Source organism: Camelimonas fluminis (genome assembly GCF_014656355.1).
Taxonomy (GTDB): Bacteria; Pseudomonadota; Alphaproteobacteria; order Rhizobiales; family Beijerinckiaceae; genus Camelimonas; species Camelimonas fluminis.
The window spans coordinates 31563-58195 of record NZ_BNCG01000005.1 but is presented as its reverse complement, the minus strand read 5'-3'; the positions used below and the strand labels follow the sequence as shown (position 1 = coordinate 58195).

General features: G+C 63.6%; 24 protein-coding genes and 1 pseudogene. 18 read left to right on the top strand and 7 right to left on the bottom strand.

Features of this window, described 5'->3' with window-relative positions; all coding sequences use genetic code 11:
• Positions 1-23 precede the first annotated feature (23 nt).
• The 10 genes from mce to IE243_RS08560 all read left to right on the top strand — a co-directional run bounded on the left by mce (position 24) and on the right by IE243_RS08560 (position 9049).
• Positions 24-428 carry a methylmalonyl-CoA epimerase gene (mce, locus tag IE243_RS08605; protein ID WP_191318959.1) on the top strand — a complete coding sequence of 135 codons (405 nt, stop codon included), beginning with the start codon at positions 24-26 and terminating at the stop codon, positions 426-428.
• A gap of 258 nt (positions 429-686) precedes the next feature.
• Positions 687-917 carry a DUF1467 family protein gene (locus tag IE243_RS08600; RefSeq protein ID WP_191318958.1) on the top strand — a complete coding sequence of 77 codons (231 nt, stop codon included), beginning with the start codon at positions 687-689 and terminating at the stop codon, positions 915-917.
• Between the two features lie 373 nt (positions 918-1290).
• Positions 1291-2613 (top strand): proline--tRNA ligase, encoded by a 1323-nt coding sequence (proS, locus tag IE243_RS08595; RefSeq protein ID WP_191318957.1) that lies wholly within the window; start codon positions 1291-1293, stop codon positions 2611-2613.
• A gap of 121 nt (positions 2614-2734) precedes the next feature.
• A complete protein-coding gene (locus IE243_RS08590) occupies positions 2735-3310 on the top strand; it encodes a hypothetical protein (protein WP_191318956.1) in 576 nt (191 codons plus the stop codon).
• Positions 3225-4541, top strand: a complete 1317-nt coding sequence (locus IE243_RS08585) for a lipoprotein-releasing ABC transporter permease subunit (RefSeq protein WP_191318955.1) — start codon at positions 3225-3227, stop codon at positions 4539-4541. The genes IE243_RS08590 and IE243_RS08585 overlap by 86 nt, the downstream gene beginning before the upstream one ends.
• Before the next feature lie 17 nt (positions 4542-4558).
• The gene (locus tag IE243_RS08580; protein ID WP_191318954.1) at positions 4559-5263 is read left to right on the top strand and encodes an ABC transporter ATP-binding protein; all 705 of its coding nucleotides are present in this window, start codon (positions 4559-4561) and stop codon (positions 5261-5263) included.
• A gap of 62 nt (positions 5264-5325) precedes the next feature.
• Positions 5326-6543 (top strand): ABC transporter ATP-binding protein, encoded by a 1218-nt coding sequence (locus IE243_RS08575; RefSeq protein WP_191318953.1) that lies wholly within the window; start codon positions 5326-5328, stop codon positions 6541-6543.
• Between the two features lie 209 nt (positions 6544-6752).
• A complete protein-coding gene (locus IE243_RS08570) occupies positions 6753-7676 on the top strand; it encodes an ABC transporter permease subunit (protein WP_244642990.1) in 924 nt (307 codons plus the stop codon).
• A complete protein-coding gene (locus IE243_RS08565) occupies positions 7673-8464 on the top strand; it encodes an ABC transporter permease (RefSeq protein ID WP_191318951.1) in 792 nt (263 codons plus the stop codon). Before IE243_RS08570 ends, IE243_RS08565 begins: the two co-directional genes overlap by 4 nt.
• A 387-nt stretch (positions 8465-8851) precedes the next feature.
• Complete coding sequence (locus IE243_RS08560) at positions 8852-9049, top strand: hypothetical protein (protein ID WP_191318950.1); 198 nt, start codon at positions 8852-8854, stop codon at positions 9047-9049.
• Positions 9050-9356: 307 nt separating this feature from the next.
• Here IE243_RS08560 and IE243_RS08555 read toward each other — a convergent pair whose 3' ends face one another.
• The 3 genes and pseudogenes from IE243_RS08555 to IE243_RS08545 all read right to left on the bottom strand — a co-directional run bounded on the left by IE243_RS08555 (position 9357) and on the right by IE243_RS08545 (position 14084).
• Entirely contained in the window at positions 9357-11093 is a 1737-nt protein-coding gene (locus IE243_RS08555) for an AsmA family protein (protein ID WP_191318949.1), read from the bottom strand.
• A 432-nt stretch (positions 11094-11525) separates the two neighbouring features.
• Positions 11526-12545 (bottom strand): annotated as a pseudogene (locus IE243_RS08550) (NADP-dependent oxidoreductase).
• Positions 12546-12911: 366 nt separating this feature from the next.
• Complete coding sequence (locus tag IE243_RS08545; RefSeq protein ID WP_191318948.1) at positions 12912-14084, bottom strand: acetyl-CoA C-acetyltransferase; 1173 nt, start codon at positions 14082-14084, stop codon at positions 12912-12914.
• 450 nt (positions 14085-14534) lie between these two features.
• Here IE243_RS08545 and IE243_RS08540 point away from each other — a divergent pair, with 450 nt between their 5' ends.
• Genes IE243_RS08540 through IE243_RS08525 form a run of 4 tightly spaced genes read left to right on the top strand, consistent with a single transcriptional unit; the run spans position 14535 to position 18398 of the window.
• On the top strand, positions 14535-15857 hold the full coding sequence (locus IE243_RS08540) for an acyl-CoA dehydrogenase family protein (RefSeq protein ID WP_191318947.1): 1323 nt from the start codon (positions 14535-14537) through the stop codon (positions 15855-15857).
• A gap of 17 nt (positions 15858-15874) precedes the next feature.
• Positions 15875-16906, top strand: coding sequence for a phosphotransferase family protein (locus IE243_RS08535; protein ID WP_191318946.1), 1032 nt, complete (start codon positions 15875-15877; stop codon positions 16904-16906).
• 1 nt (position 16907) lies between these two features.
• A complete protein-coding gene (locus IE243_RS08530) occupies positions 16908-17258 on the top strand; it encodes a DUF6285 domain-containing protein (protein ID WP_191318945.1) in 351 nt (116 codons plus the stop codon).
• A 54-nt stretch (positions 17259-17312) separates the two neighbouring features.
• The gene (locus tag IE243_RS08525; RefSeq protein WP_191318944.1) at positions 17313-18398 is read left to right on the top strand and encodes a CaiB/BaiF CoA transferase family protein; all 1086 of its coding nucleotides are present in this window, start codon (positions 17313-17315) and stop codon (positions 18396-18398) included.
• Positions 18399-18674: 276 nt separating this feature from the next.
• On the opposite strand, the gene IE243_RS08520 is transcribed toward IE243_RS08525, so the two are convergent.
• Positions 18675-19169, bottom strand: coding sequence for an RrF2 family transcriptional regulator (locus tag IE243_RS08520; RefSeq protein WP_191318943.1), 495 nt, complete (start codon positions 19167-19169; stop codon positions 18675-18677).
• A gap of 128 nt (positions 19170-19297) precedes the next feature.
• Between IE243_RS08520 and IE243_RS08515 the strand changes: the two genes are divergently transcribed.
• Entirely contained in the window at positions 19298-19741 is a 444-nt protein-coding gene (locus IE243_RS08515) for a carboxymuconolactone decarboxylase family protein (protein ID WP_191318942.1), read from the top strand.
• A 91-nt stretch (positions 19742-19832) separates the two neighbouring features.
• Here IE243_RS08515 and IE243_RS08510 read toward each other — a convergent pair whose 3' ends face one another.
• The 3 genes from IE243_RS08510 to IE243_RS08500 form a co-directional block, all read right to left on the bottom strand.
• Complete coding sequence (locus IE243_RS08510; protein WP_191318941.1) at positions 19833-21383, bottom strand: acyl-CoA synthetase; 1551 nt, start codon at positions 21381-21383, stop codon at positions 19833-19835.
• A gap of 132 nt (positions 21384-21515) precedes the next feature.
• On the bottom strand, positions 21516-22091 hold the full coding sequence (locus IE243_RS08505) for a flavin reductase family protein (RefSeq protein ID WP_191318940.1): 576 nt from the start codon (positions 22089-22091) through the stop codon (positions 21516-21518).
• Positions 22092-22111: 20 nt separating this feature from the next.
• Complete coding sequence (locus tag IE243_RS08500) at positions 22112-22810, bottom strand: fumarylacetoacetate hydrolase family protein (protein WP_191319049.1); 699 nt, start codon at positions 22808-22810, stop codon at positions 22112-22114.
• Positions 22811-23115: 305 nt separating this feature from the next.
• Here IE243_RS08500 and IE243_RS08495 point away from each other — a divergent pair, with 305 nt between their 5' ends.
• The 3 genes from IE243_RS08495 (at position 23116) to IE243_RS08485 (ending at position 26532) form a co-directional block, all read left to right on the top strand.
• Entirely contained in the window at positions 23116-23583 is a 468-nt protein-coding gene (locus tag IE243_RS08495) for a hypothetical protein (RefSeq protein WP_191318939.1), read from the top strand.
• A 363-nt stretch (positions 23584-23946) separates the two neighbouring features.
• Complete coding sequence (locus IE243_RS08490; RefSeq protein ID WP_191318938.1) at positions 23947-24510, top strand: NUDIX hydrolase; 564 nt, start codon at positions 23947-23949, stop codon at positions 24508-24510.
• A 795-nt stretch (positions 24511-25305) separates the two neighbouring features.
• On the top strand, positions 25306-26532 hold the full coding sequence (locus IE243_RS08485) for an ABC transporter substrate-binding protein (protein WP_373301628.1): 1227 nt from the start codon (positions 25306-25308) through the stop codon (positions 26530-26532).
• Positions 26533-26633 lie beyond the last annotated feature (101 nt).

Here is a 26633-nt window from a genome sequence, read left to right as displayed (position 1 = left end):
GCCGCAGTCAGGGAGAAAACAGCATGATCGGTCGACTCAATCACGTGGCGATTGCCGTCAAGGACATCGAGGCGGCGACGCGCGTCTACAAAGAGACGCTTGGCGCGACGGTCTCCGCAAAGGTGCCGCAGCCGGAACATGGCGTTTATACGGTCTTCGTCGAGCTGCCGAACACCAAGATCGAGCTGCTTGAGCCGATGGGCGCTGATTCGACCATCCAGAAGTTCGTCGACAAGAATCCGGACGGCGGCATCCACCACGTCTGCTACGAGGTCGATGACATCATCGCCGCCCGTGACCAGCTGGTGGCCAAGGGCGCCCGGGTGCTCGGCGGCGGCGAGCCGAAGATCGGCGCGCACGGCAAGCCGGTTCTGTTCCTGCATCCGAAGGATTTCTGCGGCACGCTGGTTGAGCTCGAGCAGGTCTGATCAGGCTGGGGCGAGGCAGACGTTTTCGTGGCGCTTGCGGTGCGAAAACGCGCTGCCGCCGATGCGCGTTCCGGACGACCTGACAACGGGTTCGTCCGGAAGCTGCGGGGCAGGGTTCCGTCTTGTGAAGGCGGTTTCCGCCCTGTCGGTCTGCTTGACGCATCCGGCGGGAGATGACGGCCAAACCGCCCGAAGCGGCCCGGCCCAGCATGGCGCCTTCATACGAAACACGCTCCAGCGCAGGAAGTCATTGCCGGAATGAGCCTTACCCTGTCTCTCGCCATATATTTCGTGATGTGGTGGATCACGCTGTTCGCGATCCTGCCGTTTGGCGTCCGTAGCCAGCATGAGAGCGGCGAAGTGGTGGAGGGCTCCGAACCTGGCGCGCCGTCGCGGCCGCTGCTGTGGTGGAAGATGCTGTGGACAACGGTCGTTTCCGCGGTGCTGTTCGCCGGCCTGTATGGCGCCTACCCCTATCTGTCGCTCTGAGCCGGGTTTTCGCGCCGGAGCGAAAGCCGTGACTGGCTTTCGCTCAACGCTTTGACCTGACGGGTCCTCCTGACGCCAGGCGGCGGCGTTTGCCTGGACGGCGTCCGGCAAGCCGTTTGCCCGTCATTTCGATTTTGCGAGATTGCGGCGCGGCGTTTCGGTTGCCGCAACCGGCATCCCGCCTGGTGCGGCGCCTGGAGCATGCGGGCGCCAGTTTCTCTGAATGAAAGCGTGTCGGCAGGGAGATGGGGCCCTGGCCGACGTCGCGCGACAAATCATGTATCGTCATGGCGTTGGCGGCGCTTGTCTTCTGCGCCGCGCGCGTGTGATCTTCCCTGCGATTCCCACCGTTCCCAGCCTGTCCGGAGCTGTCATGCGTCTCAGCCGTTATTTCCTTCCGATCCTGAAGGAGAACCCCAAGGAAGCCGAGATCGTCTCGCACCGGCTGATGTTGCGCGCCGGCATGATCCGCCAGGAGACGGCGGGCATCTACGCCTGGCTGCCGCTGGGGCTGCGCGTGCTCAACAAGGTGACGGGGATCATCCGGGAAGAACAGAATCGCGCCGGGGCTGTCGAACTGCTGATGCCGACCATCCAGCCCGCGGACCTGTGGCGGGAGTCCGGCCGTTATGACGCCTATGGCAAGGAAATGCTGCGCATCACCGACCGCCACGAGCGCGAGATGCTGTACGGCCCCACCAACGAGGAAATGATCACCGAGGTTTTCCGGGGTTATGTGCGTTCCTACAAGGACCTGCCGCTGAACCTGTACCACATCCAGTGGAAGTTCCGCGATGAGATCCGGCCGCGCTTCGGCACGATGCGTTCGCGTGAATTCCTGATGAAGGACGCCTATTCCTTCGATCTGGACAAGGAGGGCGCCCGTCACTCCTACAACGCCATGTTCACCGCTTATTTGCGCACCTTCGCCCGCATGGGGCTGAAGGCGGTGCCGATGAAGGCCGACACCGGGCCGATTGGCGGCGATCTCAGCCATGAGTTCATCATCCTGGCCGACACTGGCGAAAGCGCGGTGTTCTGCGACAGTGATTATCTGTCGTTCGACACGCCAGCAGCCGACACGGATTTTGGCGACCGCGCCGGCCTGCAGAAGCTGGTCGACACATGGACCTCGCTCTATGCCGCGACGGAAGAAATGCACGACGAGGCGGGTTTCGCCGCCGTTCCGGAAGGCAAGCGTCTTGCGGCGCGCGGCATCGAGGTCGGGCACATCTTCTATTTTGGCACGAAGTATTCCGAGCCAATGAACGCCGTCGTCACCGGGCCGGACGGCCAGTTGCGTCCGGTGCACATGGGATCATACGGCATCGGCCCGAGTCGTCTCGTCGCAGCCCTGATCGAGGCGAACCACGACGAAGCCGGCATTATCTGGCCGGACGCCGTGGCGCCGTTCAACGTGGCGATTCTCGATCTCAAGGCAGGGGATTCTACAACCGGGGCCGCCTGCGAGGATCTGTATCGCCAGCTTTCCGGCCGTGGGCTCGACGTGCTGCTGGATGATCGCGACGAGCGCGCCGGCGGCAAGTTCGCCACCGCTGATCTGATTGGCGCGCCCTGGCAGATTCTGGTGGGCCCGAAGGGCCTCGCGAACGGGCAGGTGGAACTGAAGCGCCGCGCCACGGGAGAGCGCGAGCTGGTTTCTCCGGCCGACGCTGTGGCGCGCATCTGCGGCTGAGCCTGCAGCTTCCGCGGGAGCATTGACCGGGCCGGAGCTGCAATTCCGGCCCGGACGCGGACGTCGTCTGGCCAGTCGGGAGAGTTTCTTCGGCGTCGCCCCGGGGAAACATCCTGGGCGCATGACTGGCTCAGCAAATTTTAAGCATATTTGGCTTTATTGTCGCGACGTCAGCGCCAACCCTGCGGCATGGGCAACCGTGATTGGCAGGGTGGGCGCGCATGACGTTCAGAGCATTTTCAGTGAAACCTGTTCACGTAAAATGCTCTATCTTTTTGGTTTGACGCATTTTCTTCATGAAAAGCGGGCTCCGCTTTTCTCGAAAATGCTCCAGAGCGCTTTCCGACCAGACGGAATCGTCTGGTCGATCAGAATTCGCTCAAAACAAGGGAAACTGGAGCAATCCCCGATCCATGTCGATCGGGAATTGCTCCAGTGCGTCGGTCTGGCGCGACGTCGGGGCGCTTCCTCACTGGTAGGTGAAAGCGCTTTGTCCTTTTTGATTTGTCGCAATTCGGCCGCAGATGGCGGCGGCGGCTTCGCCGGAATTGCATTGGCTGGTCTGGCGCGACCTGGACGCGCCGTACTGTCCGTCACCGGAGGCGCAACGTATGACCAGCCCTGCAGGCATATTGGATCAGGACAGGTTCGCCGGGCCACCGGAAGGGCGCGCCACCCGGCCGTTTTCCGCCTTTGAGTGGCTGATCGCCGGCCGTTATTTGCGCGCCCGGCGCAAGGAAGGCTTCATTTCGGTTATCGCCGGCTTTTCATTCCTTGGCGTGATGCTTGGGGTGGCGACGCTGATTGTCGTCATGTCGGTGATGAATGGCTTTCGTCAGGAGCTTCTCTCGAAGATCGTCGGCGTCAACGGCCACATATTCATCCAGCCGATCGACAGGCCGCTGGATGATTACCGCGACCTGACCCGCCGTCTCGACGCCATGAAGGGCATTTCCTTCGCGTTGCCAATGGTCGAAGGCCAGGCGCTGGCCTCGTCGAAGGGCGGACCGTCCAGCGGCGTGCTGGTGCGCGGCGTGCGCGGCGAGGACCTGTCGCGGGTTGCCTTCATCGCCAAAAATATCCGTGAGGGCACGCTGGACGGCTTTGACGCCAAGGAAGGCGTGGTGATCGGCAACCGGCTGGCCATGAACCTGGGCCTGCACGCGGGCGACACCCTGACCCTGGTGGCGCCTCAGGGCGCCTCGACGCCGTTCGGCACGGCGCCGCGGATCAAATCCTATACGGTCACGGCGATTTTCGAGATTGGCATGTCGGAGTTCGACGCCAGCTTCGTGTTTATGCCGCTGGCGGAGGCCCAGGCCTATTTCAACAAGGGCGACGAGGTGAGCGTGATTGAGGTGTTCCTCAAGAACGCTGACGCCGTCGACGCCGCCCGCGAGGTAATCGACGCCAATATCGGCCGGCCGGTGATGCTTTCTGACTGGCGCATCCGCAACCAGACGTTCTTCAACGCCCTGCAGGTGGAGCGGAACGTCATGTTCCTCATCCTGCTGCTCATCGTGCTTGTCGCGGCGCTGAATATCGTTTCCGGCCTCATCATGCTGGTGAAGGACAAGGCGCAGGACATCGCCATTCTCCGCACCATGGGCATGACGCGCGGCGCGGTCATGCGCATTTTCCTGATCACCGGCGCGGCGATCGGCGTTGTCGGCACCGTCACGGGCTCCATCCTCGGGGTGACGCTGGCGTGGAACGTGGAGGCGATCCGCACGTTCCTGAACCGGGCGCTGAACTCCAACATGTTTCCAGCCGAGCTGTATTTTCTGAGCCGGCTTCCGGCAGTGATCGACCCGGTTGAGGTCGCCGTCATCGTCATCACCGCATTCGTGCTGTCGCTGCTGGCCACGCTTTATCCAAGCTGGCGCGCCGCCCGGCTCGATCCTGTCGAAACCCTTCGCTACGGCTGATTCTGGAGCACCCGGACATGAGTGAGCCTCCCGCGCTTTATCTGACCGGCATCATGCGCAGCTATGCCCAGGGCGAGCGCTCCCTGGACATTTTGCGCGGCGCCGAACTGGCGATATGGCCAGGCGAAATCGTGGCTCTGGTGGCGCCCTCCGGCACCGGCAAGTCAACGCTGCTTCATGTTGCGGGATTGCTGGAAAAGCCCGACGCCGGGGAAATCTATGTGGGCGGCGAGCCGACATCCCTGCTCGACGACCGGGGGCGGACAGGCCTGCGCCGCACGCACATCGGTTTTGTCTACCAGTCGCACCATCTGCTGCCCGAGTTTTCCGCGCTGGAGAACGTCGTGCTGCCGCAACTCGTCGCTGGCCTGACGCAGCGGGAGGCGGAACGCCGCGCGTCAGAACTTCTGGGGTTTCTGGGGCTTGGCGAGCGTCTGAAGCATCGGCCAGCCGAACTGTCCGGCGGCGAGCAGCAACGCGTGGCGCTTGCCCGCGCCGTAGCCAATGCGCCGCATGTGCTGCTGGCCGACGAACCAACCGGCAACCTGGACCCGGAGACAGCCGAGCACGTGTTTGGGACACTGGTGACCCTCGTGCGGGCGACTGGCCTCGCGGCGCTGATCGCCACCCATAATCTGTCGCTGGCGGCGCGTATGGACCGGCGCCTGACGCTGCTTGACGGGCGCATCGTCGATATGGATGAAGCTGCGGCGCGCCAGTGAATCCCAGTCAGGTTGGCGTGACGATTCGCGCAGGCGGAGCGTAGCTGGCGGAGGGCGCGGGCATGAGTGACAGACTGCGTGGCGATGGCGTCGCAGGCGCGGCGCGTCCCGCGAAGGAACGGATTGGCAAGCCAGGCCGGGCCGGGCTTGGCGCCGTGCGGCGCGAGTTCGCGCCGTGGGCTGATCCGGCGGCCACGCCCCTCATTCGTTTCGAAGGCGTATGCAAGCGCTTCGGCGACGCCGTCGCCATCGACAACCTTGATCTGTCGGTTTATCGGGGCGAGTTTTTTTGCCTGCTCGGGCCATCCGGCTGCGGCAAGAGCACCTTGATGCGCATGCTCGCCGGCTTCGAGCAGCCTGACGCCGGGCGCATCCTGCTTGACGGAGTCGACCAGGCGGAGATTCCGCCGCACAACCGGCCTGTGAACATGATGTTCCAGAGCTATGCGCTGTTCCCGCACATGAGCGTGGCGCAAAATATCGCCTTTGGCCTGCGTCAGCTCAGTCTGTCGAAGGCCGATATCCAGGCCCGCGTCGATGAAATGTTGACCATGGTGCAACTGACGCCGCTGGCCCGGCGCAAGCCGCACCAGCTTTCCGGCGGCCAGCGCCAGCGCGTCGCCCTGGCCAGGGCCCTGGCGCGCCGGCCGCAGGTGCTGCTGCTCGACGAGCCTCTTGGCGCCCTGGACAAAAAGTTGCGGGAAGAAACCCAGTTTGAACTGATGGATATCCAGGAGGAACTGGGCGCCACGTTCCTGGTGGTCACCCATGACCAGGAAGAGGCCATGGTGATGGCCGACCGCATCGCCGTGATGAATCAGGGTCGCATCGCCCAGCTCGATACGCCCGGCCGCATCTATGAGGAGCCGGTAAGCCGTTATGTGGCTGACTTCATTGGCGATGTGAACCTGCTTGAGGGCGCGGCGGTGGGCCGGGAAGACGGTCTGTGGCGCATCGCCTGTCCGGCGACGGGCGGCGAGCTTCTCGTCGCTTCTGACGCCGTGCTGACCGTGGGGCAACAGGTGGTCGTCGCCGTGCGGCCGGAGAAAATCCGCATCGATCGCGCCAGGCCAACGGACGTCGCCAACGTGATTCCAGGCGAAGTCTGGGATATCGGCTATCTGGGCGACTGGACCACCTATGTGCTCAAGCTGGCCGGCGGCGAAACCCTCAAGACCTCAAGGGCGAATGTGTCGCGACATGTGGTCGAGCCGGTGACCTGGGAAGAGACGGTGTTCGCCAGTTTTGCCCCCGATGCGGCGGTGATGTTGACCGGCTGATCGTGGGCGCTTCATCAGGTTTGCCGGTTCTGCCTGCCCGTTCCGGGGGGAGTTTCTCCAGCGAAGGGGCAGGTTGAAACCGGGACCGTTTCATGAACAGGGTCAGGCCCCAGTTCGCCGCATATCTCCGGTTGGCGCCGTATGACGATATTTCCAGATTCCAGCCTGTCCGTGTCATTGACTGGCCGCAGCCAGCCAGAGGTTCGCCCGTGAGCCGGCGGGGCTATCGCGCGCCAGGCGCGCAACGCCTGGTGCGCTGGGCGCCGGCGATCTGGTTGACGCTGTTTTTCGCCACGCCGTTTCTGCTGGTGTTGCGCCTGAGCTTTTCGGAAGCGGCCACGGCCCAGCCGCCCTATCGGCCGGTCATAGACTGGAGCGAGGGGCTGGCGGGCGTCTGGACCGCCCTGCGCGGCCTGAGGCTGGACAACTACGCCCTGCTGTTGTCGGATCCGCTCTATCTCGCCTCGGCGCTGACCTCACTGCAATACGCAGGCGTTGCGACGGTGCTGCTGTTGCTCATTGGTTTTCCCATTGCCTACGCCCTGGCGCGCCAGCCTGAAGGGCGGCGGGAATTGTTGCTCCTGCTGGTGATCCTGCCGTTCTGGACCAGTTTTCTGATCCGGGTCTATGCCTGGATCGGCATTCTGAAGCCGGAGGGGTTGCTGAACGCCGCGTTGCTCTGGCTGGGGCTGATTTCCACGCCCCTGCAGATCATGAACACCGGCGTGGCCGTGATGATTGGCCTTGTATACTCCTATCTGCCATTCATGGTCCTCCCGCTCTACGCCACGCTGATCAAGCTGGACCATAGCCTGCTGGAGGCCGCGCAAGATCTTGGCGCGACGCCGGCCCGGGCCTTCTGGAGCATCACGCTGCCGCTCTCGGCTCCGGGCGTGGCCGCCGGCGCATTGCTTTGCTTCATTCCGATGATGGGCGAGTTCGTGATTCCCGACCTGCTTGGCGGCTCCGACACCCTGATGATCGGCCGCACCCTGTGGAGCGAGTTCTTCAGTAACCGCGACTGGCCGATGGCTTCCGCCATCGCCGTTGTGCTGCTCGCGGCGCTGCTGGCGCCGATCCTGGCGTGGCGGCGGCTCGAAGAGCGGGCCGCTGAAGCGGAGGCGGGGCAATGAAAGGTTTGCGCCGCGCGGCGTCGCCGCTCATTCTTGGTCTCGGCCTGTTCTTTCTGTACGCGCCAATTGTGCTGCTGGTGCTGTGGTCCTTCAACGATTCCCGCCTGGTCACGGTCTGGGGCGGGTTTTCGCTACGCTGGTACGCGGCGCTGTTCAGCAATGCGGCGTTGATGGAAGCCGCCTGGGTCAGCATCCGGATCGCCCTGGTTTCGGCGGCGCTCGCCACCATTCTGGGAACGATGGCGGCGTTGACGCTGACGCGGCATGGCCGTTTTGCCGGCCGGACAGCCTTCACAGGCATGGCCTACGCGCCACTTGTGATGCCGGAAGTCATGATTGGCCTCGCCCTGTTGCTGCTGTTCGTCGGGCTGGGCGTTGATCGTGGTTTCTGGACTGTGGTGATCGCGCATACGACCGTCACCATGTGTTTTGCGACGGTGATTATCCGGGCGCGGCTGGCGGATTTCGACGTCAGCCTGGAAGAGGCGGCCATGGACCTGGGAGCGACGCCGGTCCGCGCGTTTTTTCTGGTCACCGCTCCGTTGATCGCGCCATCCATGGCCGCCGCCTTTCTTCTGGCGTTCACCATGTCGATGGATGATCTGGTTATCGCCAGTTTTGTTTCGGGACCTGGCGCCACCACCTTGCCCATGCGCATCTACAGCCAGGTGCGTCTTGGCGTAACGCCTGAGATAAACGCCGCCTCATCTGTATTGATCGCGCTGGTCGTCGTTGGTCTTGGCTGTGCATTTTTGTTGATGCGCCGCAGAAAGCCGGCGTCAGCCTGATTCCCGGCCACCCATTTCCCGTTCTACGCGTCCACGCGCAGCCTGCCGCCCTTTTTGCTTGCGGAAAGCCGGGCGAGCAAGGCTGTGTGTTGAAAATAATTTTAAGCATACATATGGTATTTTACTATTTCATGGAAATATTAATAATAGAAATATAGAGAATAATACTTGAAAATTCCGACCGTTATTCTGATACTTCAACCGTCGCGCAGCAGCGCAGGCGACGAGGTGAGCGATGTTCAACTTTCGGACGAGCGGCTGGCGCCGGCACGCGGACCGGGTGGACGAAGCAGCGGTCCAGTTTTCTGAGGCTGATCCCGACGCGGGGAATGAGGCAAAACCAGTCGCGGTGACCCATGAGGCGGCGGGGCGGGCGCAGGAGGTAACGTGCGTCCGCTCGCCATGTTCCTGCGGCTGTTCGCAACCCATGACTGCACGATCTGCCTGGAAGACTTTGAGGGCGGCCGTCGACAGCTGGATGTGGCGGCGCGGCAGGCCTGGTTTGTGCCGGCTGATGGCGTGTCCCAGGTTCAGGCTGCGCCAGGCAAAAATTTGGGCCGTCTTTACGTCAATGAGTTCGGCTGAGAGTGGAGGCCCTGCTCCTGGCGCCAAAATCCAGCGCTTGCTTCATGGGGCTTTGAACGCCTGGGAGGTGCAAGCGTTTTCTGGCATGCTTTACGTCGCCATGAGCTTTGCAGCTGGAGCTTTGCAGGTGGAGCTTTGCCGATCGTGGATGCGTCAGCATCGACGCGATCCGGCATGAGGGCTGGATCTGGGCCAGCATCTTCAAGGAAGCGCGTCAGGCGCTGATTGCGCTACGATTGCCCCGGAAACTGGATCACGCCTGCCCGCAGGATGGCGAGAGGCCTGCCTGGATCTTGCCATGCTTCGTTCACGGAGAAGCGCTGCCAGGCTTTGAAGGACCTGTGGGCATGCGCGAAATCATGGGGGTCTTCCAGGGACCCGTGATCTGAAACTGCGCGGCCTCGGCCCCTGTTCCAGAAGGGATGGAGCCATCCAGCGCCAGAACCCCGTTGGCGTCCATGGAGCCGGTGAGGCGAAGGTTTGCGAGGCTTCCCTGAACAAGGGCTTCATCAATGATGACGCGACCACCGTTCAGCATCCAGTTGACGCGGAGGCTGGAGAATTTGGTCTTGCCGCGCAAATCGGAAAGCCCGGTGGGGGCGTTTTTCAGCTCCGCCAGGCCGGCGAGACTGACGCCGGCCAATTCGCCTTCACCTACCTGAAAATGGCCGCGCCCATCCATCTTCTGGCGCAGTTCGGACGCCGTGGCGCCGCGGGTTTCCACCGTGAAGGCCCCGGACACGTTGCCGGTGATGCGTTCCGCCCCGGCGACAAGCGTGGAAAGCTGGCTGGCCGAAACACCGTCCCCTGACCCTTGGGCGCGTATCTCCACGCCACTGGTGCTGGCGGGCGCGATGGTCATGCGTCCCTTTATGCGCCCATCAAGAGCTTCCGCGATCCCGAGGACGGCCTCCAGCCTGCCATTGCGCAGCAGCACGCTGGCCGCGACATTCCGGGCGGTGATTTTTTCCGGGAGTTGCAGGCGTCCGGCCGAAAGCCGCAGATCAATGTCCCAGGCGCGCCAGCGGTCCGGCGACATCATGGTCGCGCCAAGTTGTCGGGCGAGTTCCGGGCCGGCGCCAAGATCCAGATCATCAGTCGCCAGCGTGCCGCCGAGGCTCCAGCCATTTGCTCCGCCGCGCAGACTGAGAGCCCCCTCGAGAAAGCTGTCATTAATGGTCAGCGCAGCCGAGGTCAGGGCCATTCCCCTGGAAGACAGGCTGCAAGTCGCGTCGATTGACAGGGCCGTGGCGCTTCCAGTCAGCGGCAAGCGCAGATCGAGCCAATCGTTGGTTCGGGAGAGACTGGCGGTCGTGAGCCTGGTTTTGCCGTCAAAACGGCGGCCGCCATCAGTCAGGGCCCCGCGCAGGTCGATATTGAGCGGTTCGCTGGCAAGTCTGGCGGTGAGGTCGGTGTCGCCGCCGCTGGCAATGGCGCGCGGCGCGAGGCCGCCCAGGCTGAACTGCACGGCCTGGCCCTTGTAGACGGCGTTGCCTGACAATGACAGCGCGGCCTCGGGCGAGGGCCAGGCAAGCGTGGCGTTTACGCTTTCAGCCAGCGGTCGCTCTCCGACCGCATCCGTCAATGTGCCGCCAATCACCGTCAGGCGGCTGAGGGGTGGAGCGCCGCCACTGGCGCGCCGGTAGGCGGCTGTGAGTTGGGCCAGAACGTTGGCCCATATGCTCTCGCTGGAAACACGCGAAGCCGCCGCGCGGGCAGCCGGGTCGACCAGCACAGCATCCGCCAGCACGAAGCGTCCGGAAAGCAGAGGCGCCAGCTGCAACTGCCCACGCAGTTGCCGGGCCGTCACGCGTGTGGTCCCGTCGGCGGCTGACAGGACGATGTCCTCAAACTTGATGCGCGGCGCCGGAAGAATCGCCAGCGTGACCGGCCCGCGGACCTCAAGCCCCAGGCCAGTGAGCGCATTGACGTGCTTGCTGATCTGCCGCGCGGCATGATCGTCGGCCAGAGTCCACGGCGCCATGCCGACGCCAATGGCCGCCAGGCCGACAGCTGTCAGAATCAGAACGCTGCGTCGGCGCATGAGCCTTCCTGGAACATCCCTGGAGCCCGTCTGGACATGTCGGACCGGTCGATCTGACGGTTCTGTTTGGTCCTGCGGCGTCGCCAATCCCGCCGGCGCCAACCGATGCTGGCCGGGACTGTCTTCTTGCAGGGCGCCAATACCCCTTGTCGGATCTCCACCGCCGAATTCCCGGACCAGGTTCCTACCCGGACGTGGATATCATGTTCCTGAAGAAAAATGCGTCAACACAGAGGTCTGGGGAAAAAATCTGGCTGACGCATCGATGTTTTGCTCCATATCCCCGATGTTCGCGGGCGCCAGGGGAGCGCCCGGCCAACCACCCACGCATTGGCGCGCACCCGGCGATGAGGGAATGACCGGAGAGAATCAGGCGGAAACCCACCATCGAGCTCACATGCCAGACTCACATGGCGCTGGAGGTTGTTGCGCCTATTGCCTGTCAGTCACCACCCGGACCATACGCTTGCCGCGATTCTCGCCCGCCAGCAGACCGATCAGGGCCGCGGGGAGATTCTCCAGCCCGTCGATAATGTCTTCCTGAACCTTGAGCTGGCCGGACGCCGCCCAGGCGCGCAGGTCGGCGAGCGCAGTCGGGGCCTCGTCGTAAAAATCGTGGACGATGAAGCCTTCCATGCGCAGACGCCGGACAACGATCAGGCCGGGAACGCCACGAACGCCGCGCGGCGTCGCCGTATCGTACTGGGAAACCGCGCCGCAGCAGGCGATACGGCCGCGCTCGTTCATGCGGAACAGCATGGCTTCCAGCACGTCGCCGCCGACATTGTCGAAATAGACGTCGACGCCGTCTGGCGTCGCGGCTTTCAGCGCCTTGTGGAAGTCCCCGGCCTTGTAATCGACTGCGGCGTCGAAGCCGATTTCACGCACCAGCCAGTCGCACTTCTCCGCGCCGCCAGCCACGCCGACGACCCGGCAGCCCTTGATCCTGGCGATCTGGCCGACGAGCGAGCCCACCGAGCCGGCGGCGGCCGAGACGACGACCGTTTCGCCGGCCTTCGCCTGGCCCACCTTGAGCAGGCCGAAATAAGCGGTGAGGCCGGGGATGGTGTACAGGCTGATGAGGTGGCTGAGCGGCTCCGCCCGCTCCAGCCTGGTCAGGGCTGCGGCCGGCGCAGTGGCGTATTCCTGCCAGCCGGTGTCGGCGAAGACCAGGTCGCCGGGTTTGAAGCCATCGGCGCGCGATTCGATCACCTCGGCGAGGGCGCCGCCGGCCATGACCGCGCCAGCGCCCAGTTAGGAGCGATAGGTGGCGGCCTGCATCCATGCGCGGTTCGCCGCATCGAGCGAGACGATCAACACGCGCAGCAGCACCTCGCCATTTTCAGGGCTGGGAACCTTGCCATCGACCAGCTTGAAGTGATGGGGCGCCAGCTTTCCTGACGGTTTCTCAAGCAGCAGAATCTGGCGATTGATGGCTGCGGTCTGCGACATGGCTGGCTTCCTCCCGGTTTTTATTGGCCTGCCATTGGCGCGATGGAATGGGTTTTGGTCAAGCCGCCGACGGGGCTCTGGTTCGATTGGTGGCTCCGGTTCGATGATCTGTTGGGTGGATGGGGATAATGATTTTTATTTTATATAAATATAACAATGAGATAATATATGAGTTTAATCTATTTTGTCATTAACGTCACCCCGCGCCATGGCTTTGGCCCCTGTGAAAGTTGGTTGGCGCGATATGGGTCAACGTCATTCGTTGTGATCATGTTTTAAATGAAAAATTTCTGGTAAGTATCTGAAAAAATAAAAGACGCCGGATTTCTCCGGCGTCCCGTCACCATCCGCGGGGGATGATGGTAATCAGAGGCGCTCGACGATGGTGACGTTGGCGAGGCCGCCGCCTTCACACATGGTCTGCAGGCCGTAGCGCTTGCCGCGCGCCTGCAGGGCGTGCAGCAGCGTGGTCATGAGCTTGGCGCCGGAGCCGCCGAGCGGGTGGCCAAGGGCGATGGCGCCGCCATTGACGTTCAGGCGCTCCGGATCGGCGCCGAGCACCTTCAGCCACGCCATCGGCACGGAAGCGAAGGCTTCGTTCACTTCGTACAGGTCGATGTCGTTGATCGACATGCCGGCCTTCTTCAGGGCGACGCGGGTCGCCTCGATCGGGGCCTCGAGCATGATGACCGGGTCGCCGCCAACCACGGTGAGGTGGTGCACGCGGGCGATCGGGGTCAGATTGTGCTCCTTCAGCGCCTTCTCGTTGACGACGAGCATGGCGGCCGAGCCGTCGCAGATCTGGCTGGAGGTGGCGGCGGTGATGCGGCCGCCTTCCTGCAGCAGCTTCACGCCCTTCACGCCGTCAAGCGTGACGTCGTAGCGGATGCCCTCGTCGATGTCGTGCATGATCTTCGTGCCGTCATCGAGGGTGACCTCGACCGGAACGATCTCTTTCTTGAAGGCGCCTTCCTTGGCGGCGCGGATCGCCTTGAGCTGCGAGTTGTAGCCAAACTCGTCCATGGCGTCCTTGCTCAGGCCGTGCTTGACGGCGATCGCTTCGGCGCCGGCGAACTGGCTGAACTGCACGCCCGGATAACGCGCTTCCATGCGCGGGCTCTTGTAGATGCCGAAGCCGTTCTTCATCGGCAGGATCGCCGGAAGGCCCATGGGCACGCGCGACATCGACTCAACGCCGCCGGCGATGACCATGTCCTGGGTGCCGGACATCACCGCCTGGGCGGCGAAGTGCAGGGCCTGCTGCGAAGAGCCGCACTGACGGTCAACCGAGGTGGCCGGAACGCTTTCCGGAAGACGCGAGGCCGAAACGGTGTTGCGGGCGACGTTGGTGGCCTGCTCGCCAGCCTGGCCGACGCAGCCCCAGATCACGTCGTCGACGCGGCTCGGATCAATGCCCGTGCGGTCAAGGAGGGCGTTGATGACTTCCGAACCCAGATCGACCGGGTGCCAGTCCTTCAGACGGCCAGCCTTGCGACCGCCGGCCACGCGCGCCGCTGCAACGATATAAGCTTCTGCCATTTTCTAACTCCCACGGGCCAGTCCGGCCCTTGATCTGCGCCATACGGCCGACGCCGCTGGGTCAGGATTTGTTGCCGCGCGGGCTGCACGTCAAGGCGCCCCTGAGGTGACGCTGCGCCGCAAGCGACGCGGTGCTGCGGGCCCTGGAGAAGGGCTGGCGACGGCAAGCTAGAAACCGCAAAACAGCGTCGGCGGTCTGTTCACAGCCGCCGCCCGGTGTTTACGGTTCCTTGCATATACACACTTGAAATTCTAACGATCGTTTGGTCAATGTTGTCAAGCTCCGCCGGCATCATCCTTCGGCCAGGGCAAAAAAAGCGACGGTGGCCTCCTGGCGCAGCGCCTTTCATGGCGCCGGGGCAAGGGGCCAGTTGTGGCCATATGAGCGTCCGTTCGGGCGCATGGGAGGAAGGCGGCGCAACGTTTGCGGCGCCTCAGGAGGAAAAAGGTATGGATTTCAATATTCCGGCCGATATCAAGGCTTATCTGGGCGTGCTCGACAAGTTCATCGAGGACGAGATCAAGCCGATCGAGAACTCTGACGACAATATCCGCTTCTTCGATCATCGGCGCGAGTACTCCCGCACCGATTTCGAGAACCAGGGGCTGCCGCGCCATGAGTGGGAAGCGCTGCTGACCCGCGTCAAGCGTCTGGCGGACAAGGCTGGCCACTTCCGTTACGCCCTGCCGAAAGAATTTGGCGGCCAGGATGGCACCAACCTCGGCATGGCGATCATTCGCGAGCACTTCGCCTCCAAGGGATTGGGCCTGCACAACGATCTGCAGAACGAGCACTCCATCGTCGGCAACCAGCCAATCGTGCTGATTTTGCGCGATTTCGGCACCGAGGAGCAGAAGCAGGCTTTCATTCCGAAGCTGCTCGACGGCACGATGCGCATCACGTTCGGCCTGACCGACCGTCACCACGGCTCCGACGCCACCCACATGGAGACGCACGCGGTTCAGGAAACCCGTGACGGCGTGGCCGGCTGGCGGATCGACGGTGAAAAAATGTGGATCACCGGCATGCATGTGGCGACCCACTGCATGATGTTCGCCCGTAGCCACGGCAAGGACGGCGACGCTTCCGGCATCACCGCCTTCCTGGTTCCGGCCAACGATCCGGGCATCACCATCGACGAGTACATGTGGACGTTCAACATGCCGACGGACCATCCGCGCATGACGATCCGCAACGTCTGGGTGCCGGAGAGCGCCATTCTTGGCCCGATTGGCGGCGGCCTGGCCCTGGCCCAGCACTTCGTGCATGAAAACCGTATCCGTCAGGCGGCTTCGTCGCTTGGCGCGGCGGTCTACTGCATCAACGAGAGCGTCAAGTACGCCCGCCAGCGCCAGCCGTTCGGCGAAGCGCTCGCGGTAAACCAGGCCATCCAGTTCCCGCTGGTTGAGCTGGCCACCCAGGCTGAAGGCCTGCGCCAGCTGATCCGCAAGACCGCGTGGGAAATGGACCAGATGGCGAAGCCGGAGGTGGCCAAGGTGCTCTCCGACAAGGTGTCGATGTGCAACTACTGGGCGAACCGCCTGGTGTGCGAGGCTGCCGACCGCGCCATGCAGGTGCACGGCGGGATGGGCTATTCACGCCACAAGCCCTTCGAGCACATCTATCGTCATCACCGCCGCTACCGCATCACCGAGGGCTCGGAGGAGATCCAGATGCGCAAGGTCGCCGGCTATCTGTTCGGCTACATGGGGCCGAAGAAGGCCGAATACAGCGCTATCGAGGCGGAAGCCCGTCGCCCGACCAACAAGTAAACGGGTAGCTGCGACTTATGACTTCCAACGCGCCTTTTTCGCAGGCGGAACTTGCTGAGCGGCTTGGGCGCGTTGTCGCCCGCCGCATCGGCGGAGCCGGTGAAATCCTTGAGTTGCGTCGCCTGACCGGCGGCGCAACCAAACAGACCTGGGCATTCTCGTCTGTCGTCGACGGCGACAGGCGCGACTACATCCTGCAGATGGTCGGTGAATTGCCTTCCGTGGACAGCGACCATCCGCGCGCCGGCATGCCGCGCGTCGCCGGTCGCGATGAAACCCTGCTCATGCTGGCCGGCATGTCCGCCGGCGTGCCCACGCCGCCGGTGCGCGTCGCCTTCGACGCCAGCGATGGCCTTGGCGCGGGCCACATCACCGATTTCGTGCCCGGCGAAACCATCGCCCGCAAGCTGTTGCGTGAACCGGAATACGCGGAGTTGCGCAGCAAGTTTGCGTATCAGTGCGGCGAGGCGGTCGGCAAACTGCATCGCATCGATCCAGCCAGCCTGCCATTTCTCGTGTCCTTTGGCGCGGAAGTGCAGGTGGCGAAGTACAAGCAGATTTATCACGGCTTCGGCTACGCCATCCCGGCGCTGGACGTTGCCTTTGCCTGGGCCGAGGCCAACCTGCCGCGCGGCGTTCCCGATTCGGTGGTCCATGGCGATTTCCGCATGGGCAATATCATCTGCGGTCCCGAGGGCATCCGCGCGGTGCTCGATTGGGAGCTGGCCTGCGTTGGCGATCCCATCGCCGATCTGGGCTGGCTGTGCACCAACACCTGGCGTTTCGGCGGCAAGCATCCGGTCGGCGGCGTGGGAACGCGCGAAGATCTGGTAGCCGGTTACGAAGCCGCCAGCGGGCGCAAGGTTGATCCGGCCCATCTGGAGTTCTGGGAAGCCTGGGGCTCGGTGAAATGGGCGGTGATGTGCCTGCTCAAGGGCCAGGCGCACAAACGCGACGCGTCCGAGCGCACGGTTGAGGCCTTCGCCATCGGCCGCCGCATGGAAGAGCCGCTGTATGATTTCTACCAGTATCTGACACGGAGGGGCTGAGATGCCGTCCAGTCTGCCGCAATCGTCCGATCTGGTTGCCGTCGTCCGCGAGTTTCTCGAACGGGAGATCCTGCCCGAATCCTCCGGCGCGCGCTGGTTCAATGTGAGGGTCGCCGCGAACGTGCTGGCGATGGTCGAGCGTGAACTGCTGCTCGGCAAGGATCTTGACGCCGCCGAGGCTGAGCGTCTGAAGCAGTTCGTTTCCGGCGATAGCCGCGAAGCGATGGAACTGGCGCTGTCGGACGCTATCCGTGAAGGAACGCTTGACTGGCGCACGGAGGGGCTGGCGCAGCATCTGGGCGAGACCTGCGAAGGCGCCCTCCAGATCAACAATCCGAAGTGGGCCCGCTGACGCCGGCCAGAGCTGGCGCGGGTCCGTGACCAGGAAATACCTCAGGAGAACAGCATGACGACTGAAGCAACTGGCCCGCTCAAGGGTGTCCGCATCGTTGAGTTCGCCGGCATTGGTCCGGGGCCGTTCGCCGCCGGCATGTTCGGCGACATGGGCGCGGACGTGATCCGTCTCGACCGCGTGGGTTCGAAGTTCACCGCCCAGAAGTTCAGCGCCCGCGGCCGCCGCGTCGTCGACGTTGATCTGAAGAACGCCGAGAGCATCGAAGGCGTCCTGGAACTGCTGGACAGCGCCGATGCGCTGATCGAAGGCTTCCGTCCAGGCGTCATGGAGCGTCTGGGTCTCGGGCCGGACGTTGTGCTGGCGCGCAATCCGAAGCTGGTCTACGGCCGTATGACCGGCTGGGGTCAGGAAGGTCCGCTGGCCCAGGCCGCCGGCCATGACCTCAACTATATCGCGATCACCGGCGCCCTGGCCGCCATCGGCCCGAAGGATGGCCGCCCGGTGCCCCCGCTCAATCTGGTTGGCGATTTCGGCGGCGGCGCCCTTTATCTGGTGGTCGGCGTTCTCGCCGCTGTCATCAACGCCCGCGCCACCGGCAAGGGCCAGGTGGTCGACACCGCCATGTGCGACGGCGCCGTGTCGCTGATGAGCATGTTCTACGAATTCCGCGCCCAGAAGATGTGGAAGGAAGAGCGCGAGTCCAATTTCCTCGACGGCGGCGCGCCATTCTACGGAGCCTACGAGACCAGCGACGGCCAGTATGTCTCGATCGGTTCGATCGAGCCGCAGTTCTATGCGCTGCTGCGCGAGAAGGCCGGCCTGTCCGATCAGGTGTTCGACGCCCAGCAGGACCAGTCGAAATGGGCTGAGCAGAAGGCCAAAATCGCCGCGGTGTTCAAGACCAGGACCCGCGCCGAGTGGAACGCCATCATGGAAGGCACCGACATCTGCTACGGCCCGGTTCTGACCATGTCGGAAGCGATTGAGCACCCGCACCTCAAGGCGCGTCAGACGTTCGTCGAGGTCGGCGGCGTGGTGCAGCCGGCCCCGGCGCCGCGCTTCTCGGCCACCCCGTCCAACGTCCGTCCGGTGGGCTCGGCCAAGCTCGCCGACGTCGTCTCGGAATGGAAGAAGTGATCCGGTAGCCTGGAGCGCGTCGCGTTCCGGCGCTTGCAAGCGCAGCCCCGGCGGAGCCATCGCCGGGGCTTTTTTGTTGGCTGATCACAGCGCCCCGATCACACCTGGTGGACGCCAGCGGGCTATGGCGCTCCGGCGCCGTTCGACGCCATGGGCGCAATGCTGAATCAGGCGGTTAGGGGGCGCTCCGGTTTTCTGGAGTGTATTTTTCTCAACTACCTGAACTGACAAGTTTCTATCGGCCGGACCCGGGCTGTGGCGCGCCGCCTGGGCCTTCTACCGTTTCGCGGCGTCGACATAAGCGGCGAGGGCGCGTTTCGTCGTTTCATCAATCATGGGCGCGGCGTCCCGGGCCAGATCGGCCAGCGTCTGGCCGCGCAGGGAATCGCGCCACAATTTTTCCGCCTGCAGCATGCGCACCCTGATCAGGCAGTTCTTCTTGTAGTTGCAGGGCTCCTTGCTGGCGACGGGCCCGCACTGGCGGATTTCCCGGCACACGAACGCAGGGCCGGGGCCATCAATGGCCTCGACCACGTCCAGCATGGTGATGTTGGCGGGATCGCGGGCGAGCCTGTAACCGCCGCGCGGGCCGGAGGTCGCCTCGGTGACGCCAGCAGCGGTCAGGGCGCGCAGGTGCTTCAGCAGGTAGCTCTCCGACAGGTCATACAGCACGGCAAGGTCCCGCCCCGGGATCACGGCGCCATCCGGCAGGCCCGCAAGCACCAGCGCGCAGTGCATCGCCGCCTCAACTCCGTCTCCCAGACGTCGCACCAGTCGTACTCCTCACGCTTGACAGCGGCATCATAGCCGGTTTGTATCGTGGATACAAAATATCGATGATTGGTGCGGCGGGCGCGCCGCGACCGAAGAATACGCGGAAACCTGAACAGGAGCGGATCATGCAGCAACGGATGAACATCGCCACGGCGGCCCCAGCGCTTTACAAGGCCGTTTATGGGCTGGAGGTCGCGGTTCTGAACTCGGGGTTTGACAAGAACCTGTTGCACCTCATCAAGATCAGGGCCTCGCAGATCAACGGCTGCGCCTATTGCGTTGACATGCATGTGAAGGAGGCGCTCGCCGCCGGCTTGCCGGATCGCAAGTTGCATCTGATCGCCGTCTGGCGGGAATCGCCGCTGTTCGACTCCAGGGAGCGCGCGGCGCTGGAATGGACGGAAAGCGTTACCCTTGTCGCGCAGACCGGCGTTCCGGATGCAGTTTATGAGTCGGTGCGCGGCGTGTTTTCTGAGGAGGACCTGGCGCGTTTGACGGTGGCCATCGGAACCATCAACGTCTGGAACCGGATCGCTGTCAGCTCCCGCCTGATCCATCCGGTGGATTGAGCCGGGCGCCAAAATGAAAAATGGCCGGGTGCATCCCGGCCATTTCCATATCTGCATTTGACTGTCGGCAGAGGCGGAGCGCCGTCTGTGGTCAGCCCGCCATGGTCACGCGCAGTTCCCGTTTCAGCAGCTTGCCGGCGGTGTTGCGCGGCAAATTGTCGACGAAGACCACGCGCTTTGGCACCTTGAAGGGAGCCAGCTTTTCGCGGGCGTGGGCAATCAGGGCCTGTTCGTCGCCGGCCTGGCCGTCGCGCAGCACCACCACCGCGGTCACCGCCTCGATCCATTTCGGATCCGGCAGGCCGATCACCGCCACTTCGGAGACGCTGGGGTGGGTGAACAGCACTTCCTCGACCTCGCGGCTCGCCACCATGGAGCCGCCTGACTTGATGATGTCCTTCACGCGGTCGACCACGTAGAGGTAGCCTTCCTCGTCCAGCACGCCGATGTCGCCGGAGTGGAACCAGCCGCCCTCGAAGGCTTCCGCCGTCTCCTCCGGCTTGTCCCAGTAGCCGAGCAGCAGTTGCGGCGAGCGGTGGACGATCTCCCCCTGAACGCCGGGCGCCACGTCGTTCATGTGCTCGTCGACGACGCGGGTCTGGACGTTCAGCACCGGCCGGCCCGCCGACGCCGGGCGGGCGTCATGCTCTTCGGGCCGCAGCACTGTCGCCAGCGGGCCGATCTCGCTCTGGCCATAGCAGTTGAAGGCGCGGGCTCCGTTGAGGCGCTCGCGCAGTTCCTGCAGCACCGGCACCGGCATGATCGAGGCGCCGTAATAGACGTTCCTGAGCTGGCCAAGATTGCGCGTGGCGAAATCCGGATGACGCAGCAGGCTGATCCATACGGTGGGCGGCGCGAAGAATGAGGTGATGCGATGGCGCTCGATCAACTCCAGCACCTGCTCGGGAACAGGGGATTCGATCAGCACGGTGAAGGCGCCGAGCATCAGCGCCGGCACGGTGAAGCAGTGCATCTGGGCGGTGTGATACAGGGGCAGGGCAGCCAGCCAGCGATCGCCGCGCGACAGCTCCAGGTCATTGATACAGCTGAAATATTCATGCATCTGGGCGCGATGGGTCATCATCGCGCCCTTGGGCATGGCGGTGGTGCCGGACGTGTAGGTGATTTGCGCCAGGTCGTTCTCATCCTGTTCGACGTCGACCGGATCGATGATCGCGCTGTCCGTAGCAAGCGCCAGAACGTCGATGTCGCCCCCGTCAGCGAACGTGCCGATAAAGTCGAGGCCGGGTCTGCCCCGCATTTTCTCCGCATTGTCGGCCAGGAAGCCGTCATGGATCAGCGCGCGGGCGCCTGCCTGTCCGACGATGTAGGCCAGCTCTGTCTCGGTGAGCGCATAGTTGATCGGCACATGCACCACGCCAGCTCGGGCGCAGGCGAGAAACAGGATCAGATAGGCGTCTGAGTTGCGGCCATAGGCGCCGACCCGCTCGCCGCGTTTCAGGCCGAGCGCCAGCAGGCGGGCGGCAACCCTGTCAATGGCCTGGTCCAGGCCACGGAAGCTCCAGGACCTGTCGGAAAAGTCCAGCGCTGGCGCGTCGCCCATGCGCAGGGCGGAGCGGCGAATGGCGTCAGAAATGGTGTTGCGACGCGCGCGCGCGCCATAAGTTGTGTCGACGCTCAAGGGTAACCTCCCGGGACATGTCCTGTCGCTGCGCGCCTGGTCGCCGTTATGGTCATGCCAGCCACGCACAAACTCTGGAGACAAGGTTGTACTGCGGCGGTCGCGCGCGCGCCATATCAGCGTCGCGTCGCGTCACGTTGGCTCAGGGCGGTTGGGCGTGTCCCAGGCCGGACGCCCGAATGTTCCGTCGAGATAGAGCAGCGGCAGGCCGGCGCTGGCAGAACTGGCGGCGCGCGCGCGGCCAGTGATGATCGAATGGGTGCCGGCGGTGATGACCGTATCGACCGTGCACTCCACCCAGCTCTGGGCGCCTTCCAGGGCGAGCGCCGGCGCGGGCTTGCCGTCGATTCGCGGCCGGAACCAGTTTCCAGTGGCGAAGCGGCTGTGGCCGGCGCCGCGTCTGGCGAAAGCCTCGGCGATATCCTGCTGCGCGGCGTCGAGGATGTTCAGGCAGAACCCGTCGCCGCGAACCAGCGGATCATGCAACGACGCGGTGGTGTTGATGACCACCAGGACCATGGGCGGATCAAGCGACACGGAGCTGAAAGCCGTGACGGTCATGCCGTGATCGGCGTCATTCCAGCGGGTGGTGACGACAGCCACGCTGCCGGCGACGCGCCGCATCGCCTGCCGCAACGCCTCGGCCGCAGGGGTGAGGGGCTCCGCGTCGGCGGTGGATGACGTCGGGGGCTTCGCGCTGTTTGCCATGGTCGCCTGCATGCCCCCGCTCAGGCGCGGGGCGCAATGGAAAAATCAAGCGGCGGCAGGCCGTCGATGCGCGCGGCGACGACGTCGCCTGGCGACAGGGGCCCGACGCCGGCCGGCGTGCCGGTGAAGATGAGATCGCCTGGCGCGAGACGCATGGCGCCGGAAACGTTGGCGATGATTTCGGGAACGGACCAGATCATGTCCGATATGACGCCCGTCTGCCGTAGCTGGCCGTTGACCGTCAGGGAAAGACGCGCGTCAGGGGCTGCGCGCCCGCCCGCGCTGACTGGCGACAGCGGGCCGCATGGGGCGGAAAAATCGAAAGCCTTGCCCCATTCCCACGGCCGGCCGGCGGATTTGGCGGCGTTCTGGAGGTCGCGCCGGGTCAGGTCGACGCCGACGCCATAGCCGTACGCCAACGCCAGCCCGTCGCCCGGCGCCACGTGGTCGCCCGGCGCGCCGATGGCCACGACAAGCTCCACCTCGTAGTGCAGGCTGGCGGTGAGCGGCGGATAGGGGATGACGCCCCCATCGGTCACGGCGTCCGCGGGCTTCATGAAGAAAAACGGCGGCTCCCGATCCGGGTCGCTGCCCATCTCGCGGGCATGTTCCGCATAGTTGCGGCCAACGCAGATAATGCGGCGCACCGGAAAACGGCCGGAATTTCCGGCGACGGCGACGCTCGCCTGCGGCGGCGGTTCAATGACGAACCGGCTCATATTGATGCCTCCCCCAAGGTGAGAGTCTCCAGCCTCGGCCCGTTCGTAGCCGCCCCGGCCCGGCGTCGCAACCGTGGGGCGCCAGGCGATGCGATTGCCGGGCGGTCGGGACGGGGGGCGACGGGCAGGCAAAGCAATCACCGGGCGTTGGTCGCGGGCCGCGCGGCAGCTTCTCCGGGCGGGGGCGACGCGCATGTCAACAATGTGCGTTGAGAGATTGATGGCGATCTGGCTTGCGCTATATTCAATACAGTCATGCTGCAATCGCATTGGCTGGGTGTTTCCCGGTCGATCTGGAAGGGAACATGCTGAGCGACTCCGCCCTGCTCGTCACCGGCGCCGCATTCGCCGCCATTCTTGGCGGCGCGTGGTTCTTGCATCGCCGGACGCTGGCGGACGCGCACGTCCCTGCGCCGCCCGCGGCGGCCGCGGTCAGGGTGACGGCGCCTTCTGTCCAGCCGGCTGCAACTCCTTTGGCCAGAAACGCCGTGAAGATTGGCGCGCCAGCCCAGTCAAAAATTGAGACGCTGGTTTTGAAGGCGGCGCTTGAAGATGCGCTGGAGCATCTTGCCGAAGTCTATGGACAGGAGTATCTCGACGCCTTTCACGCCCGGCGCATGGGGCGCAATGTAGAGCCATATCGCAAGCTGATGTCCGCAATTGATGACCCTGCCATGGCGAGCCAGGGTCTGCGTCAGGCGCAGGAAGCCGAGGACGCCCTGAACGCGGTTATCGCTGCGGTTCGCAAGAATCCGGAGGTCATGCGCGCCTGAACGCGATCGTATCACTTGACGTGGAGCGGCTGGCGCAGGTTTGAATCGGCAACAGTTTACGTTTTACTTGTGAATTACTTTGGTTATGTTTTATTCAGATTTATGTCGCGGTTCGCGATTCGCTTCATCGTCATGTTCGGTGGTGTGTTGTGAGCTTGGCGAAGCCGCATGTCGCGCGACGCGATTGTCTGGCTCCGGTCATTGTTTCTGATTTTGTATTCGTGGGCGGACGGTCACAGTTTGGGCCGGTATGTGTGAGATGTGCCTCAGGTTGTGGTTCTGGTTTGGCGGTTCACGGGCCTGTCAAATGGTTGATGCGGAAGGGGCGCCGTTTTCGCGCCGGGTGTGGGGAAGGAGGGAAGATTGAAGCGTACGGAAGGTTCTCAGGTCGCCGCTCTTCCTTATCGTCGCCTGGTTGATGGTTCCCTGCAAATCATGCTGATCACCTCTCGTGAGACAGGTCGCTGGGTTATTCCAAAAGGCTGGCCCATGAAGCGCCTGACTGCGCCGCAGGCGGCCGCGCAGGAAGCGTTTGAGGAAGCCGGTTTGCGCGGGCGCATGGGCGAGCAGCCCCTGGGCGCCTATGGCTATGTCAAGCGGCGCAAGAATGGGCAGTTGCAGCAGTGCACGGTGACGGTTTACCCCTTGCTGGTTCGCGGCCAGGAGGCCGATTGGCCGGAGCAGGGGCAGCGTCATTGCGTCTGGCACGCCCAGGACAATGCGGCGGCGCAGGTGGCAGAGCCTGAACTGGCGGAAATTATCGGAACGCTGGACGAACGACTGCTGGGCGCGCTTCCCCGGTCGCGGTCACGTTCGGGCCTTCCCATGTTGGGGGGGGATGCGGCGCAGGGTGGTTCCGGGGCTGCATCGCTTCGCTCGGGCGGCAAGGACCTGGCGGTGGAAACAGCCGATCTGACCCACGATTGATCAAGGCAGAGCATGGTGCGCCGACAAGAGTGGCGCGCCATGTCCTCCCGACGCCAAACATTATGGGCTCGACGCCCGGGGCGGTGAAGTCCGGGCGACGCAACGTATTTCCTGGCGGGAAATACGTTATGCTGATTTGAACTTTTCAGGCCGGGTATGCATCAGCATCGCCGCGATCTGGCGTCAAATACTGAATGCTCCGACAGTGGATTGAAGATTTTCGGCCCGTTCGGGCTTTGGTGAGCTGGTTCTGCTCTGGCGTGTTTCTGGAATGACGCCCCGAACCCAATGCCCGACCTGTATGAAACCGGCGACTTCGCATCGTTCGCTTCGCCTGGATTTGTATTGCAAGCTTTGACGCCAGTTTGGGCATGTCGGGCCGGTCGATCCGGCGGCTTTACGCCCTGTGGCCTCGACAGCCCCGACTTCGACAGCCTGGCGTCGGCAACCTCGACTTCGACAGCCTGGCGTCGGCAATTCCGGCTACATCAATGGTGACTGGCGACAATTGGCTTCTGGCGGGGCGCAAAAATCCTTCGCCGGATCCCCAGCCGTCGCATCTCCATGCGGGTTCTTGGGCATCCTGAGGCGGTCAATACCTGTATTTGATGCTTTTGATCAGGGTAAATGCCACTCAGAGTGGCATGTCCTTGCAACTTCGCGCCGACGCCAGCCCGCCGCGACAGGCCTGGGTTCGCGGTGAGGCGCTGGCGGCCTGTTCCCCTTGCTACCGCCCGCAAAGATCATGCTATGCTTGCTTCATAACGAACAAGTGTGGGGAGAAACGTCTTGAAAATTGGCAAGCGGACCATTCTGGCTGGACTGTGCGTCGCGTCTGTTTTGAGCCTTGCGACAGCTTTTCCGGCTCTTGCTGAAAAGAAGTATAGTCGTGGCGCCAGCGACACCGAAATCGTCGTTGGCAATTTCGTGCCCTATAGCGGCCCGGCTTCAGCCTATGGCGTCGTGGGCAAGACAGCGGCCGCCTACTTCAAGATGATCAATGAGCAGGGCGGCGTGAATGGTCGCAAGATCCGCTTCCTGAGCTATGACGACGCCTACAGCCCGCCGAAGGCCGTTGAGCAAACGCGCAAGCTGGTGGAGAGCGATGGTATTCTGGCGTTGTTCGGCACTGTTGGAACGCCGTCGAACACAGCCATCATGAAATACATGAACGCCAAGAAAACGCCGCACCTGCTGCTGGCTTCCGGCGGCACGCGGTTTGGCGATGACCCCGCCCAGTTTCCGTGGACCATGCCGTTCAACGCGTCCTACAACTCGGAAGGGCGCGCCTACGCCAAGTTGATCAAGACGCGCTATCCCAACGCCAAAATCGGCGTGCTGGTGCAGAACGACGACTACGGCAAGGATATCTACAAGGGCGTGAAGGACGGTCTGGGCGACAAGACGTCGATGATCGTGGCTGAAGCACACTACGATCTGTCGGACGCGACTGTTGATTCCCAGATGGTGAAGCTGAAGGCCTCCGGCGCTGATCTGTTCCTTAACCTGTCGACGCCGAAGTTCGCAGCCCAGGCGATGCGCAAACTGGGCGAAATGAAGTGGCGCCCGGTGCACATCCTCAACAACGTCGCGGCCCAGGTCGGCGCCGTGATTATCCCGGCCGGTGTCGAGAACGCCCAGGGCGCGATCACGGCCACCTATATCAAGGATCCAACCGATCCTGCCTTCGTGAATGATGCAGACATGAAGGCGTTCAAGGCTTTCATGGCCAGGTACATGCCGGAGGGCGATCTCAATAACTCGCTCTACGCCTATGGCTACGCCATCAGCAGCGCGCTCGTGCATCTGCTGAAGGAGGCGGGCGACGATCTCACCCATGAGAACGTCATGAAGGTCGCGACCAGCATGAAGGGATACAAGGCCGATCTGCTCTATCAGGGCATTACGATGACGACGTCGCCGACCGACCATTTTCCGATCGAAGACCTGCAAATGATGGTGTTCAAGGGAGATCGCTGGGTCCCGGAAGGGGGCGTGATCAACGCGCGCGAAGGCCGGTAAGCCCCCTGACAGACGCGCGACGCTCCGTGCCCGTCGCGGGGCGCCGTTTCTGTCCGCCGCCATGTTCCTGTCCGTCGCCATGACAGGCGCCAGGTCTGCCG

What these genes read in the sequence shown, in the direction of transcription:
- mce (WP_191318959.1), top strand. Translation starts at nt 24, where the DNA reads ATGATCGGTCGACTCAATCACGTGGCGATTGCCGTCAAGGACATCGAG.
- IE243_RS08600 (WP_191318958.1), top strand. Translation starts at nt 687, where the DNA reads ATGAGCCTTACCCTGTCTCTCGCCATATATTTCGTGATGTGGTGGATC.
- proS (WP_191318957.1), top strand. Translation starts at nt 1,291, where the DNA reads ATGCGTCTCAGCCGTTATTTCCTTCCGATCCTGAAGGAGAACCCCAAG.
- IE243_RS08590 (WP_191318956.1), top strand. Translation starts at nt 2,735, where the DNA reads ATGACTGGCTCAGCAAATTTTAAGCATATTTGGCTTTATTGTCGCGAC.
- IE243_RS08585 (WP_191318955.1), top strand. Translation starts at nt 3,225, where the DNA reads ATGACCAGCCCTGCAGGCATATTGGATCAGGACAGGTTCGCCGGGCCA.
- IE243_RS08580 (WP_191318954.1), top strand. Translation starts at nt 4,559, where the DNA reads ATGAGTGAGCCTCCCGCGCTTTATCTGACCGGCATCATGCGCAGCTAT.
- IE243_RS08575 (WP_191318953.1), top strand. Translation starts at nt 5,326, where the DNA reads ATGAGTGACAGACTGCGTGGCGATGGCGTCGCAGGCGCGGCGCGTCCC.
- IE243_RS08565 (WP_191318951.1), top strand. Translation starts at nt 7,673, where the DNA reads ATGAAAGGTTTGCGCCGCGCGGCGTCGCCGCTCATTCTTGGTCTCGGC.
- IE243_RS08555 (WP_191318949.1), bottom strand. Translation starts at nt 11,093, where the DNA reads ATGCGCCGACGCAGCGTTCTGATTCTGACAGCTGTCGGCCTGGCGGCC.
- IE243_RS08545 (WP_191318948.1), bottom strand. Translation starts at nt 14,084, where the DNA reads ATGGCAGAAGCTTATATCGTTGCAGCGGCGCGCGTGGCCGGCGGTCGC.
- IE243_RS08540 (WP_191318947.1), top strand. Translation starts at nt 14,535, where the DNA reads ATGGATTTCAATATTCCGGCCGATATCAAGGCTTATCTGGGCGTGCTC.
- IE243_RS08535 (WP_191318946.1), top strand. Translation starts at nt 15,875, where the DNA reads ATGACTTCCAACGCGCCTTTTTCGCAGGCGGAACTTGCTGAGCGGCTT.
- IE243_RS08530 (WP_191318945.1), top strand. Translation starts at nt 16,908, where the DNA reads ATGCCGTCCAGTCTGCCGCAATCGTCCGATCTGGTTGCCGTCGTCCGC.
- IE243_RS08525 (WP_191318944.1), top strand. Translation starts at nt 17,313, where the DNA reads ATGACGACTGAAGCAACTGGCCCGCTCAAGGGTGTCCGCATCGTTGAG.
- IE243_RS08515 (WP_191318942.1), top strand. Translation starts at nt 19,298, where the DNA reads ATGCAGCAACGGATGAACATCGCCACGGCGGCCCCAGCGCTTTACAAG.
- IE243_RS08505 (WP_191318940.1), bottom strand. Translation starts at nt 22,091, where the DNA reads ATGGCAAACAGCGCGAAGCCCCCGACGTCATCCACCGCCGACGCGGAG.
- IE243_RS08500 (WP_191319049.1), bottom strand. Translation starts at nt 22,810, where the DNA reads ATGAGCCGGTTCGTCATTGAACCGCCGCCGCAGGCGAGCGTCGCCGTC.
- IE243_RS08495 (WP_191318939.1), top strand. Translation starts at nt 23,116, where the DNA reads ATGCTGAGCGACTCCGCCCTGCTCGTCACCGGCGCCGCATTCGCCGCC.